The sequence below is a fragment of the Methyloversatilis discipulorum genome, assembly GCF_000385375.1.
Taxonomy (GTDB): Bacteria; Pseudomonadota; Gammaproteobacteria; order Burkholderiales; family Rhodocyclaceae; genus Methyloversatilis; species Methyloversatilis discipulorum_A.
Genome location: NZ_ARVV01000001.1, coordinates 2,282,633 through 2,296,284 on the forward strand (window position 1 = coordinate 2,282,633; position 13,652 = coordinate 2,296,284).

11 protein-coding genes are annotated in these 13,652 nt (G+C 66.6%); 10 read left to right on the plus strand and 1 reads right to left on the minus strand.

The features are described from left to right. Nucleotides 1-49: 49 nt before the first annotated feature. The 7 genes from dapC to METRZ18153_RS0110950 are packed head-to-tail and all read left to right on the plus strand — an operon-like array spanning nt 50 to nt 8,860. Nucleotides 50-1,264: a succinyldiaminopimelate transaminase gene (dapC, locus tag METRZ18153_RS0110920; protein ID WP_020164778.1), complete on the plus strand. Its 1,215-nt coding sequence runs from the start codon at nt 50-52 to the stop codon at nt 1,262-1,264. Between the two features lie 49 nt (nt 1,265-1,313). After that, nucleotides 1,314-2,132 carry a 2,3,4,5-tetrahydropyridine-2,6-dicarboxylate N-succinyltransferase gene (gene dapD, locus METRZ18153_RS0110925; RefSeq protein WP_019918184.1) on the plus strand — a complete coding sequence of 273 codons (819 nt, stop codon included), beginning with the start codon at nt 1,314-1,316 and terminating at the stop codon, nt 2,130-2,132. Between the two features lie 43 nt (nt 2,133-2,175). Further along, the gene (locus METRZ18153_RS0110930) at nt 2,176-3,357 is read left to right on the plus strand and encodes a PilT/PilU family type 4a pilus ATPase (protein WP_020164779.1); all 1,182 of its coding nucleotides are present in this window, start codon (nt 2,176-2,178) and stop codon (nt 3,355-3,357) included. Nucleotides 3,358-3,390: 33 nt separating this feature from the next. Beyond that, nucleotides 3,391-4,536: a succinyl-diaminopimelate desuccinylase gene (dapE, locus tag METRZ18153_RS0110935; protein WP_020164780.1), complete on the plus strand. Its 1,146-nt coding sequence runs from the start codon at nt 3,391-3,393 to the stop codon at nt 4,534-4,536. Next, nucleotides 4,533-5,462: a 50S ribosomal protein L3 N(5)-glutamine methyltransferase gene (gene prmB, locus METRZ18153_RS0110940; protein ID WP_020164781.1), complete on the plus strand. Its 930-nt coding sequence runs from the start codon at nt 4,533-4,535 to the stop codon at nt 5,460-5,462. The genes dapE and prmB overlap by 4 nt, the downstream gene beginning before the upstream one ends. Further along, nucleotides 5,459-8,383, plus strand: coding sequence for a PAS domain-containing sensor histidine kinase (locus tag METRZ18153_RS0110945; protein ID WP_020164782.1), 2,925 nt, complete (start codon nt 5,459-5,461; stop codon nt 8,381-8,383). Before prmB ends, METRZ18153_RS0110945 begins: the two co-directional genes overlap by 4 nt. A 27-nt stretch (nt 8,384-8,410) precedes the next feature. Beyond that, nucleotides 8,411-8,860 carry a response regulator gene (locus METRZ18153_RS0110950; protein ID WP_019918178.1) on the plus strand — a complete coding sequence of 150 codons (450 nt, stop codon included), beginning with the start codon at nt 8,411-8,413 and terminating at the stop codon, nt 8,858-8,860. A gap of 256 nt (nt 8,861-9,116) precedes the next feature. Here METRZ18153_RS0110950 and METRZ18153_RS0110955 read toward each other — a convergent pair whose 3' ends face one another. Further along, on the minus strand, nt 9,117-10,763 hold the full coding sequence (locus METRZ18153_RS0110955; protein WP_043363865.1) for an ABC transporter permease: 1,647 nt from the start codon (nt 10,761-10,763) through the stop codon (nt 9,117-9,119). A gap of 132 nt (nt 10,764-10,895) precedes the next feature. On the opposite strand from METRZ18153_RS0110955, the gene METRZ18153_RS21295 reads away from it, so the two are divergent. Genes METRZ18153_RS21295 through METRZ18153_RS0110970 form a run of 3 tightly spaced genes read left to right on the plus strand, consistent with a single transcriptional unit; the run spans nt 10,896 to nt 13,472 of the window. Further along, a complete protein-coding gene (locus METRZ18153_RS21295; protein WP_020164784.1) occupies nt 10,896-11,993 on the plus strand; it encodes an ABC transporter ATP-binding protein in 1,098 nt (365 codons plus the stop codon). Beyond that, nucleotides 11,990-12,694, plus strand: a complete 705-nt coding sequence (gene aat / locus METRZ18153_RS0110965; RefSeq protein ID WP_020164785.1) for a leucyl/phenylalanyl-tRNA--protein transferase — start codon at nt 11,990-11,992, stop codon at nt 12,692-12,694. Before METRZ18153_RS21295 ends, aat begins: the two co-directional genes overlap by 4 nt. A 25-nt stretch (nt 12,695-12,719) precedes the next feature. Next, entirely contained in the window at nt 12,720-13,472 is a 753-nt protein-coding gene (locus METRZ18153_RS0110970; RefSeq protein WP_020164786.1) for an arginyltransferase, read from the plus strand. Nucleotides 13,473-13,652 lie beyond the last annotated feature (180 nt).

The following is a 13,652-nucleotide window of genomic DNA, read 5'->3' on the forward strand; positions in this document are numbered from 1 at the left end:
GCGCCACCATCGACGCCAACGGCTTCAAGAACCGAAACTGCTGACTTTCATGCTGAACGACACCCTGCCCGTCACGCCCCATCTGTCTCTGCTCCAACCCTATCCCTTTGAAAGACTGAAGGAACTGACCGCCGGCGTGACCGGCCCGGCCGATCTGCCGCTGGTGCGCCTGTCGATCGGCGAGCCGCAGCATGCCACGCCGCAGCTGATCAAGGACGCGCTGACCGGCGCGCTGGACGGCCTCGCGGTCTATCCGACCACGGCCGGCATCGACGCGCTGCGCGAGTGTATCGCGGCCTGGCTGCAGCGCCGCTACGGTCTGCCTGCCGTGAATGCGGCGACCCAGGTGCTGCCGGTGAATGGTTCGCGTGAGGCGCTGTTCTCGTTCGCGCAGTGCGTGATCGACGCCAGCCGGCCGGACGCCAAGGTGCTGGCGCCCAATCCCTTCTATCAGATCTACGAAGGCGCGGCCCTGCTGGCCGGCGCCCGGATCGCCTTCTACAACCAGCTGCCGGACGACCGCTTCGCCTGCAATTTCGACCGCATCCCGGAGGCGGACTGGGCCGGCGTACAACTCGTCTACGTGTGCTCGCCGGCCAATCCCTGCGGCAAGGTGATGACGCTGGACGAGTGGCGCACGCTGTTCGAACTGGCCGACCGCCACGGCTTCGTCATCGCCTCCGACGAGTGCTATTCGGAAATCTATTTCGACGAGGCAGCCCCGCCGCTCGGCGGCCTGCAGGCCGCACAGGCGCTCGGCCGCAGCGCATTCGAGCGGCTGGTGGTGTTTTCCAGCCTGTCCAAGCGCTCCAACGTGCCGGGCCTGCGTTCCGGCTTCGTCGCCGGCGACGCCCGCCTGCTCAAGCGCTTCCTGCTCTACCGCACCTACCACGGCAGCGCGATGGGGCTGGCGGTGCAGCGCGCCAGCATCGCGGCCTGGCAGGACGAAGCGCACGTGCACGACAACCGCGACCAGTACCGCGCCAAGTTCGACGCGGTGCAGCCGCTGATCGCCTCGGTCATGGATTCGCCGCTGCCGGACGCCAGCTTCTACCTGTGGGCGCGCACGCCGATCGACGACGCCGAATTCGCCCGCCGGCTGCTCGCCGAATATAATGTTGCGGTTTTGCCGGGCAGCTACCTTGCCCGCAACGCCCACGGCATCAACCCGGGGGCTGGCTTCGTCCGCATCGCGCTGGTGGCACCCGCCGGCGAGTGCATCGAAGCCGCCGAACGCATCGTGCAGTTCTGCCGCGCGCTCTGAGCCGCGGCGCCACTACCCTCCACACCATAAAACTTACGGGACACCCTCCATGCAGGCCGCACAGCAGATCATCGAAACCGCCTTCGAAAACCGCACCCAGTACTCGCCGACCAATGCGCCGGCCGAGGTGCGCGAAGCCATCGACTTCGTCCTTTCGCAGCTGGACAGCGGCGCACTGCGCGTCGCCGAGCGCATCGACGGCGAGTGGGTCACCCACCAGTGGATCAAGAAGGCGGTGCTGCTGTCCTTCCGCATGCAGGACAATGTCGTCATGGACGGCGCCGAAACGCGCTATTACGACAAGGTGCCGATGAAGTTCGCCGGCTACGACGAAGCGGCCTTCCGTGCCGGCGGCTTCCGCGTCGTGCCGCCGGCCACCGTGCGCCGCGGCGCCTTCATCGCGAAGAACGCGGTGCTGATGCCGTCCTACGTAAACATCGGCGCCTACGTCGGTGAGGGCACCATGGTCGACACCTGGGCCACCGTCGGTTCCTGCGCGCAGATCGGCAAGAACGTGCACCTGTCGGGCGGCGTCGGCATCGGCGGCGTGCTGGAGCCGGTGCAGGCCAACCCGACCATCATCGGCGACAACTGCTTCATCGGCGCCCGTTCGGAAGTGGTCGAAGGCGTCATCGTCGAGGACAACTGCGTCATCTCGATGGGCGTGTACATCGGCCAGAGCACCAAGATCTATGACCGCGCCACCGGTGAGGTGATGTACGGCCGGGTGCCCGAAGGTTCGGTCGTCGTGTCCGGCAACCTGCCGTCGGCCGACGGCAAGTACAGCCTGTACTGCGCGGTCATCGTGAAGCGGGTCGACGCGCAGACGCGCGCCAAGACCAGCATCAACGAACTGCTGCGCGCCTGAGCCCTTACTGATCCACTGAAGTCGCTGCCGTCGGAGGCCCGCCGTGATTCTCGACAAGCTGTTCCAGGTCATGGCGGACAAGAACGCCTCCGACATCTTCATTTCGGCCGGCGCGCCGATCGCGATCAAGATCCAGGGCACCACGGTGCCGATCAACCAGCGCGTGATGGATCCGGAAACGATCCAGCGCATGGCCTACGAAATGCTCAGCGACGAGCAGCAGCAGAAGTTCGAGAAGACGCGCGAACTGAACCTGTCCTTTGGCCGGCGCGACCTCGGCAACTTCCGGGTCAACATGTTCTGGCAGCGCGGCAGCATTGCCATGGTGGTGCGCTACATCCTCGGCGACATTCCGCCGCTCGACACGCTGGGCCTGCCGCCGGTGCTGACCGAGCTGATCATGGAGAAGCGCGGGCTCATCCTGGTCGTCGGCGCCACCGGTTCCGGCAAGTCGACGACGATGGCAGCGATGATCGACCATCGCAACGCCAACAAGTCGGGTCACATCCTGACGGTCGAGGATCCGATCGAGTACCTGTTCAAACACAAGAAATCGATCGTGAACCAGCGCGAGATCGGCATGGACACCGAGGGCTGGGCGCCGGCGCTGAAGAACGCGATGCGCCAGGCGCCGGACTGCATCCTGATCGGCGAAATCCGCGACGTCGAAACGATGCAGGCCGCCCTCGCCTACGCGCAGACCGGCCACCTCTGCCTGGCCACGCTGCACGCCAATAACGCGCACCACGCGCTGAACCGCATCGTCAATTTCTTCCCGCTGGACAGCCGCCCGCTGCTCTTCCTCGACCTGTCGGTCACGCTGAAGGGCATCATTTCGCAGCGCCTGGTGCGCAAGCCGGACGGCCGGCGCATGCCGGCGGTCGAAGTGCTGCTGAACACCCGCTACATTTCCGAGCTGGTCGAGCGCGGCGAGGTCAACAGCGTCAAGGAAGCGATGGAGCGCAGCATGGCGCCCGGTTCGCAAACCTTCGAGCAGGACCTGTTCCGCCTCTATCGCGAAGGCGAAATCACGCTCGACGAAGCGCTGTCGAATTCCGACTCGCCGACCAATCTGTCCTGGCTCATCAACAATTCGCAGTTCGGCGTGACCGAAGCACCCAAGGTCGATGCGCCCGACCCGGAACTGCGCGACCTCGAATCGACAGAGCCGAGCGGCGCTTCATTCGCCGAGTTCTCGCTCAACCTCGACGAGGGCGGCCGCTGACCGCGCTGCCCGACCTACCCCGGATTTTCCCCGATGTCAGAAGCAACCCTTGAGCTCACCCGGCAGCTCATTTCCACCCGTTCGGTCACGCCGGTCGACGGCGGCTGTCTCGAAACAATAGGTACCCGGCTTGCCGCAGCCGGATTCACGCTCGAACGCATCGACGCCGGCGGCGTATCGAATCTTTGGGCCCGCCGCGGCACCGCCGGCCCGCTGTTCTGCTTCGCCGGTCACACCGACGTGGTGCCGACCGGTCCGCTCGATCAGTGGAACAGCGACCCGTTCGAACCAGTCGTGCGCGACGGCATGCTGTACGGACGCGGTGCAGCCGACATGAAGGCCTCGCTGGCGGCCTTCGTCACGTCCACCGAACGCTTCGTCGCCCGCGTGCCCGATCACGCTGGATCGATCGCCTTCCTGCTCACCTCCGATGAAGAAGGCGACGCCATCGACGGTACCGTCCGTGTGGTCGAGCGGCTTGCCGCGCGCGGCGAGAAGCTCGATTACTGCGTGGTCGGCGAACCCACTTCGGTGACGAAACTCGGCGACATGATCAAGAACGGCCGCCGCGGTTCGCTGTCGGGCAAGCTCACGGTCAAGGGCGTGCAGGGACATATCGCCTATCCACATCTGGCGAAGAACCCGATCCACATGTTCGGTCCGGCGCTGGCGGAGCTTGCAGCCATCCGCTGGGACGAGGGCAACGAATACTTCCCGCCGACCAGCTGGCAGATTTCCAACATCAAGGGCGGCACCGGCGCGACCAACGTCATTCCGGGCACGCTCGAAGTGCTGTTCAACTTCCGCTTCTCGACCGCCAGCACGCCGGAATCGCTGAAAGCGCGGCTGATTGACGTACTCGACCGGCACGGCGTCGAGCACGACATCGTCTGGACACTGGGCGGCAAGCCCTACCTCACGCCGCGCGGCACGCTGGTCGATGCGGCAGAAGCTGCCATCCGCGACGTAACCGGGCTGACGACCGAACTGTCGACCACCGGTGGCACCTCGGACGGTCGCTTCATCGCCGACATCTGCGCCCAGGTGGTCGAGATCGGCCCGAGCAACGCCACCATCCACAAACTGAATGAATGCGTGGCGGTAGCCGATATCGAGCCGCTGTCGCGCATCTACGAAAACCTGCTCGACCGGCTGCTCGGTCAAGGAAACACAGCATGAAGCTCAAGACCAGCGACAAGGCACCCGCGAAGAAAACGGTGCCGCCGGAAGAACTGATGTCGGTGCGCGACTGGGTGCGCTACATCGTGAGCCGCATGGGCGCCGCCGAAGTCGCCTTCGGCCAGGGTTTCGTCGACGCCTGGGACGAAGCCGTCTATCTGGTCCTGCACACGCTGCACCTGCCGCTCGATCGCCTGGAACCCTTCCTCGACGCCGCACTGACGGTCGACGAATGCGAGCGCCTGATGCGCGTGACCGAACGCCGCTGCGAAGAACGCGAGCCGGCCGCCTACATCACCGGCGAGGCCTGGCTCGGCCCCTTCCGCTTCCGCGTCGATCCGCGCGTCATCATTCCGCGCTCGCACATCTTCGAACTGATGCAGGACGGCTTCGCGCCGTGGCTGGACGATATGGGCGAACCTGAGCACATTCTCGACCTGTGCACCGGTTCCGGCTGCCTGGCGATCGCTGCCGCGCACTTCTTCCAGGACGCGCGGGTCGATGCCGTCGATCTGTCGGCCGACGCGCTCAAGGTGGCCCAGCTCAACATCCACGACCACGCGCTGCGCGACCGCGTCGAAGTGCTGCACGGCGACCTGTTCGAACCGGTGGCCGACCGTCGCTACGACCTCATCATTTCCAATCCGCCCTACGTAACCGAAGCGGCCATGGCCGCGCTGCCGGACGAATTCCGTCGCGAACCGGAGATGGCGCTCGGCGCCGGTGCCGACGGCATGGACATCGTGCGCCGTATCGTCGCCGAAGCGGGCCGCCACCTGAACCCGGGCGGTCTGCTGCTGGTCGAGGTCGGTCGCAACCAGGCCGAAACCGAAGCCGCGCTGCCCGACCTGCCGCTGGTCTGGCTCGACACCGACTCGGCCACTGCTCCCGTATTCCTGCTGCGGGCAGAAGATCTGGAGCAATGAGCGGCATCGAAGCGCCTCCGGCCGACGCTACACCGCATCGCCGTTCGCACCGCCTGTCCGCCACGAGCTGGCAGGCGATCGCGCTTGGCTTTTTCGTGCTGATGATTTCGCTCGGCCTGGCCAGCCTGTCGACACGCGGCGATCTGCGGGCCGTTCACGCGGAACTTGCGCACACGCTGATGGCGCCACTGCAGGCGCGGCAGACGCCCGAACTGCGTCGCATCCTGTCGGAAGCGCACGACCGCGGCCTGCTGACGGAAGCCAGCCTGCGCGACGCGAAAGGCGAACTGCTGGTCGATCTGCCGCCCTCAGTCACCGACGACAGCGCGCTCATGCTGCGCGCCGAGGGCAGTCTGCGCGTCGACGACGTGCTGGTCGGTACGCTGACGATCGCCGCCGCGCGCGACACCGGGCTGCCGGTGCTGCTGACCACACTGCTGCCGGCCTGCGCGCTGGCCGTCTTCTGCGTGCTGGTCGCGTGGGGCGCCCGGACCGCCGAGCGACGGCGCGTCGCCGCTGCCATCGGTCCGGTCGAGACGGCGGCGACGGCGCTGGTGCGCGGCGAACCGGTGGGGCGTGTCGCACTGCCGGCCGGACATCCGCTCAGCAAGCTCGCGCAGGCGCTGGAGGCGGCCTGCTCGGCGCTCGAACAGCGCCGTCGCGACGCCGTCGCCGAGGCCGAACGTCTGGCGCGGGTGGCCAGCGCGCACGACGAAGCGCAGTGGGAATGGAATCTGCAGACCGGTCAGATCTGGTACAGCGATCGCTTCCCCGACCTGCTCGGCTACGGCGGCGACGCCTCGTTCGCGCAGCAGTTCAACTGGGGCGCCGCCACCCACCCGGACGACGCCGGCACCGTCCGGCGCGCGCGCGAACGGCTGTTCGGGCGCGAAATGACGCACAGCGACGACCAGATCCGGCTGCGCGTGCGCGACGGCACCTACCGCTGGTTCCGGCTGCGCGCGAGCGCCCATCACGATGCCGTCGGCAAGCCGCTCTACGTGTCCGGCACGATAGAGGACGTGACACGCGAGCGGATGACGCTGGACGCGCTGCGCGAAAGCGAGGCGCGGCTGTTCCACGCGGTGCGCGGTTCCTTCGACGGCGCCTGGGACTGGGACATCGGCGCCGGCCGCTACTTCCTGTCGCCGCGACTGAGCGAAATCCTCGGCCTGCCCCAGTCGATGCAACCGCAGACGCACGAGCAGCTGCTCGAACGCGTGCATCCGGACGACCTGTCGCGGCTTCAGCACGCGATCGACGAGCACTTCCTGCGGCGAGAATCGTTCGACATCGAGTACCGCATGCGGCACGAGGACGGTCACTACCTTTGGGTGCGCGACCGCGGTCTGGCGACGCGCAACACGGTGGGCAAGGTGCTGCGTTTCTCCGGCTCGATCACCGACATCACCGAGCGCAAGCTGGCCGAACAGGCGGTGCGCACGCTGGTAACCGAAAAGCAGGCGCTGCTCGACGACGTGCCGGTGGCCATCGTCTATGTGCGCGACGACCGCATCGCCGACTGCAACCGGCGCTGTCAGGAAATCTTCGGCCACGACCGCCGGGCGCTGATCGGGCAGACGATGGAACCTTTCTTCCGCGACGAGATGGAGCTGTCGCGCCTGCTCGAAGGCGCTGCGCGCGTGAAGCCGCAGCCTTACGCCCAGGAGACGACACTGCAGCGGCGCGACGGCAGTCCGCTGCACGCCTACGTTTCGGTGCGTCAGCTGGCCAGCGACGCCGGCGAAGCGGGCGAAACGATCTGGATCTTCTCCGACGACACCGCCCGTCGCCGTGCGCTCGACACCGCACGTCGCGAGGAGAACTTCTCGGCGGCGCTGGTGCGCAGCATGCCCGGCGCCTTCTTCCTGCTCGACGCACGCGGCGCGCTGCGTCGCTGGAACGAGAACCTGCAGGCGGTCACCGGTCACCGCGCCCTTGATCTGATCGGCAAGCCGGCGCTCGACCTCTTCCCGCCCGAATTCCACCCGCTGCTGCGGCGTCAGGCCCGGCGCGCCCTGACACACCGCGAAGCCACCTTCGAAGCCGACCTGCTGTCGGCGAGCGGCGAACATCTTGCGCACGCCTTCAGCCTGTATCGCATCGACCTGGATGGTCTGCCGCACCTGCTCGGCACCGGTCTGGACATCCGTGCGCAGAAGGACGCCGAACGCAGCGTCCTGGCGCTGAACCAGCAGCTGGAAACGCGCGTGCGCGAGCGCACGGCCGAACTCGTCACCGCGATGCGCGAACTGGAAAGCTTCAGTTACTCGGTATCGCACGATCTGGCGGCACCGCTGCGCGGCATCGACGGTTTCTCGCGAATGATCGAGGAGGATTACGCTGACCGACTCGACGAACGCGGCCGCGACTACCTGCAGCGCATCCGCGCCGGCACGCAGCGCATGCACCGGCTGATCGACGACCTGCTCGGCCTCGCCCGCATCACGCGCAACGAAATGAACCGGCAGGTTGTGGATCTCAGCGCGATGGCCTCGGAACTGGTCGCCGACCTGGCCCGGACCGAGCCCGAGCGCAGGGCAGAATTCCTCATCCAGCCGTCGATGCGCGTGTATGCTGACGCCAACCTCTTGCGCATCGCGATCGACAATCTGTTGCGCAATGCATGGAAGTTCACCAGCCGCCACGACGCCGCCCGCATCGAAATCGGCTGCTTGCAGCATGGTCGAGAGCTCGTGTATTTTGTGAAGGACGACGGCGCGGGCTTTGACATGCGATACGCAACAAAGCTCTTCGGCCCCTTCCAGCGACTCCACTCGGTCGGTGAGTTTTCAGGCAGCGGCATCGGTCTGGCCATCGTCCACCGCATCGTGCAGAGGCACGGCGGGCGGATCTGGGCCGAAGCCGAGGTGGAACGCGGAGCAAGTTTCTTCTTCACGCTGGAACCCGCATCGCAGTGATGCGGGTGACCTGGACAGGCTGGTTTTATGGCAAGCGAACGCCCGATACTGCTGGTTGAAGACAATCCCGACGACGAGGCGCTGACGCTTCGAGCCTTTCACAAGAACCGCATCGCCAACGAAGTCGTCGTGGCCCGCGACGGCGTTGAAGCGCTCGACTATCTCTTCGGCACCGGCCACCACGCTGGCCGCGATCTTTCCGTCGCCCCTGCGGTCATCCTGCTCGACCTGAAACTGCCGCGCGTAGACGGCCTGGAAGTGCTGCGCCGCGTCCGCGCCGACGCGCGCACCAATCTGCTGCCGGTCGTCATCCTGACGACCTCGCGTGAACAGCAGGACATCTACGAGGCCTACCAGCTTGGCGCCAACAGCTACATCCGCAAGCCGGTGGATTTCGAGAAGTTCATCTACGCGGTTGGTCAGCTCGGTCTGTACTGGCTGGTGCTGAACGAGCCGGTCGATCCGCCCACGAACTGAGCGCGCCAGGATTCTGTGGGAGGGGTCTTCTGACCCCGACAGCGGCCGTGAGTGATCAAAGCGTGCGACATGCACAGGCCGTGTCGCGGCCAAGGCCGCTCCCACAGGAACGATGCGCTAGATCCACGACTTGTACCTGAGCCGGGGTTCTGTGGGAGGGGTCTTCTGACCCCGACAGCAACCTGTATCGAAGCCTGCGGGCAGCAGCGGTCGCGTCGCGGTCAGAAGAGCGCTCCCACAGGGGTGTTACGCCTGCTCAATTCCGCCGCGATCGTGCGATCTGTCTAGACAGCGCGATCAGCGGCAGCAGGCCAACCGCGACGATCGCGAGCGCGGCGGTCGATGCTTCCTGCAGTCTTTCATCGCTGGCCAGCGTGTAGGCCTGGGTGGCCAGCGTGTCGAAGTTGAAGGGCCGCATCACCAGCGTCGCCGGCAACTCCTTCATCACGTCGACGAATACCAGCAGCGATGCGGTCAGCAGGCTGCCACGCAGCATAGGCCAGTGCACGCGGCGCAGGGTTGCACCGACGCCGAGGCCGAGACTGCGCGCCGCTTCGTCCATGCTGGGCGTAATGCGCGCCAGGCCCGACTCGACCGACTGCAGCGACACCGTCAGGAAGCGCGCCAGATACGCATACACCAGCGCGGCGATGCCGCCGGTCAGCACCAGGCCGGGGTTGCTGCCGGTCCATTGCTGCCACAGCCCGGACAGCAGGTGATCGAGGCGGGTGACCGGAATCAGGATGCCGACCGCGATCACCGCGCCCGGTACCGCGTAGCCCAGACCGACGGCCGAGCGTGCCAGCGCCACCAGGCGCGAGCGGCTGGAACGCACCGCGTAGGCGAGCAACAACGCAAGCGCCACCGCACAGACGCTGGCGACGGCGGCCAGCGTGAAGCTGTTGATCGCCAGCCCGACGAAACGCTCGCCGAACTGCGCATCGCCCTCGGAAAACGCCCATTTCAGCAACACGGCGCCCGGCACGATGAAACCCGCCGCCAGCGGCAGTACGCAGGCGACGGTAACGCCCCAGCCGGCAGCGGGTGGCAGCGCATGGCGGCGCGCACTGCCTCCGGCCCGACCGCTGTCATGAAAGCGTGCGCCGCCACGGCTCAGCCGTTCGGCCAGCAGCAACATGGCGACGAAGCCGAGCAGCAGTGCGGCCAGCTGGGCGGCGGCAACGCGGTCGCCGAGCGAGAACCAGGCGCGGTAGATGCCGGTGGTGAAGGTCTGCACGCCGAAATAGCTCACCGCACCGTAATCGGCCAGCGTTTCCATCAGCGCCAGCGACACGCCGGCGGCAATCGCCGGCCGCGCCAGCGGCAGCGTGACGCGGAAGAAGGCTTCCCATGCGCCCTGCCCCAGCATGCGCGCCGCCTCGTTCAGCCCGGCGGCGCGTTCGATCAGCGACTGCCGCGTCAGCAGATACACATAGGGATAGAGCACGGCGATGAACATGCAGGCGGCGCCGCCGACGGTGCGCACGTCCGGAAACCAGTAGTCGCCGCGCTCCCAGCCGAAGGTGTCGCGCAAGGCCGTCTGCACCGGGCCAACGAACTGCAGCAGGTCGGTATAGGTGTAGGCCATCACGTAGGCGGGTGTGGCCAGCGGCAGCACCATGGCCCACTCGAGCACACGGCGGCCCGGAAACTCCCACATCACCGTGGCCCAGGCGGTCGATACGCCGATCACCGCCGTGCCCAGCCCGACCCACAGACACAGCCACAGCGTGCTGGCGACGTAGTCCGGCAGCACGGTCGACGCCAGGTGAGCCCAGGTGCCGCCAGTGCCACCGGTGAACAGGTTGAACAGCACCGACAGCACCGGTGCAGCCACCAGCAGCGCCAGCAGCAGTGCAATCAGCGACAGGGGATGAAGACGGCGGGCAGACAAGTGGGGCATGCCGGCTGTCCCGGCTTGAGTTATCGGTGGCCGGTACGCTCACGCAGCGGCAGGCGCATTATAATTGAGAGCGATTATCGGTCTTGATCCGGATCACCTTTTTGTACCGCCTCCTCCGCCACACTTCGGTCCATGTCACAGTTGCTGCTTGAATCCGTACGCATCGCGTACGGCACCACCGAAGTGGTCCGCGACCTGTCGCTGCGTCTAGAACGCGGTCAGATCGGCTGCCTGCTCGGCCCTTCGGGCTGCGGCAAGACGACGGTGCTGCGCGCCATCGCCGGCTTCGAGCGGCTGCGCGAGGGGCGCATCGACATTCACGGCGTCACGGTGTCGTCCAGCCGCCAGCATCTGGCGCCGGAACAGCGGCGGGTCGGCATGGTGTTCCAGGACTTCGCGCTGTTTCCCCACCTGAGCGTCGCCGACAACGTCGCCTTCGGCCTGCGCAACGGTTCGCGTGACGAAAAACGGGCGCGCGCCGACGAAATGCTGGCGGTGGTCGGTCTGACCGATCACGCCGACAAGTACCCGCACCAGCTGTCGGGTGGACAGCAGCAGCGCGTGGCACTGGCCCGCGCGCTGGCACCGGACCCTGAACTGCTGCTGCTCGACGAGCCCTTCTCCAGCCTCGACGTCGAACTGCGCACCCGGCTCGCCACCGAACTGCGCGACATCCTGAAGGCGCGCGGCATCACCGCCATCCTGGTCACGCACGACCAGCAGGAAGCCTTCGCCATTGCCGACGAGATCGGCGTCATGCAGGGCGGCCGGCTGCTGCAGTGGGACAGTGCGTACAACCTCTATCACAAGCCGGAAAGCCGCTTCGTCGCCGATTTCGTCGGTCAGGGCGTATTCCTGCCCGGCACGCTGCGCGGCGACCACGAGGTGGAGATGGAACTGGGCGTGCTGCGCAGCGAGTTTCCCTTCCGCTGCGACGACGGCTGTCCGCATTGCGCCGCTGACAACCGGGTCGACGTGCTGCTGCGGCCTGACGACGTGGTGCACGACGATGCCGCGCCCTTGCGCGCCGAAGTGCTGTGCAAGTCCTTCCGCGGCGCCGAGTTCCTGTACACGCTGCGGCTCGGCTCGGGCCGCCGCGTGCTGTCGCTGGTGCCGTCGCACCACAACCACGCGATCGGCGAATTCATCGGCATCCGTCTCGATGCCGACCACGTGGTGGCCTTCCGCCATCCCGAGACCGCAGCCGAACCGCTGTCCAGCGCGGCGTGATTCCCTGGCTGGAACCCGGCGACCCGTTTCCGCCGGTCGATACGGCGCTGCGTGACCCGGACGGGCTGCTGGCGGCCGGTCTCGAACTGACGCCGCAGCGCATCCTCGACGCCTACCGGCAAGGCATCTTCCCGTGGTTTTCCGAGGGTCAGCCGGTGCTGTGGTGGAGCCCGGACCCGCGCATGGTGCTGGTACCGTCCGAGATCCGCGTCACGCCGTCGATGCGCAAGGTACTGCGCAACCGGCCTTACGAAGTCCGCTGCGACACCGCCTTCGAAGCGGTCATGCGCGCCTGTGCCGAACCGCGCGAGGGCCAGGCCGGCACCTGGATCAGCGACCACATGATCGCCGCCTACGGCGCCCTGCACATGCAGGGCTGGGCGCACAGCGTGGAAACCTGGGTCGATGGCGAACTTGCGGGCGGCCTCTACGGTCTGGCGCTGGGGAAGATGTTCTACGGCGAATCGATGTTCTCGCGTGCCCGCGACACCTCGAAGATTGCGCTGGTGCATCTCGCACGCTATCTTGAATCGCAGGGCTATGCGCTGATCGACTGCCAGATGAACACCGCGCACCTGGCGTCCATGGGCGGACGTGAAATTGCACGCAGCGAATTCTGCCGCGTGCTGTCACAGTCGGTGCAGTCGGCCCATCCGCGGCGCTGGCGGCCCGACGAAATACCGGCTTATTTCAGACCCTGAAACGGACACCGATTCCGCTGACGCGATGGCGCTGCTCAAGGACCTGCCTTTCACCACGCTGCAGTTCTATGCAACGGCACCCTATGCCTGCTCCTACCTGCAGGGCCGCACTGCGCGCTCGCAGGTCGCCACGCCGTCCAACCTGATCGACGCCCGGCTCTACAGCGATCTGGTGCGCGCCGGTTTTCGTCGCAGCGGCGTGTTCACCTACCGCCCCTATTGCGACGCCTGCCGCGCCTGCACGCCGGTCCGCCTGCCGGTCAACCGCTTCACCGCCTCGCGCACGCAGCGTCGCTCTGAAAGAAGACACGAGAATCTGGTCGCCCGCGAGGCGCCGCTGTCCTTCCGCGAGGAGCATTACGCGCTGTACCAGCGCTACCAGTCGAGCCGTCACAGCGGCGGTGGCATGGACCAGGACTCGCGCGAACAGTATTCGCACTTCCTGCTGCAGAGCCATGTCGATACGCGGCTGATCGAATTCCGCGAAGGCAGTGAGCCGGACGCTCCGCTGCGCATCGTCAGCATCATCGACATCCTCGACGACGGCCTGTCGTCGGTCTACACCTATTACGACCCCGACGTCGAAGGCGCCAGCTATGGCACCTACAACATCCTGTGGCAGGTCAGCCTGGCGCGCCTGCTCGGCCTGCCTTACGTCTACCTGGGCTACTGGATACGCGACAGCGCCAAGATGGCCTACAAGGCCCGCTTCCGCCCACTCGAAGGCCGCATCGACAGCGTCTGGCGCGAACTGGACGACGGCGACCTGGGGCTGTAGCGCCTCCCTTGTGGCGACCTGCGGTCGCGATGCGGCTTCGGCAGACCGTCAGCTTCGATTGAGGCCGCAATCGCGAGCAAGCTCGCTCCCACAAGACCCTGGCTCCGGCCAACGTCAGGGAGTGCTTTCGTGGGAGAGACCTCTGGTCGCGATGCGGCTTCAGCAGACCGCCGGCTTCGA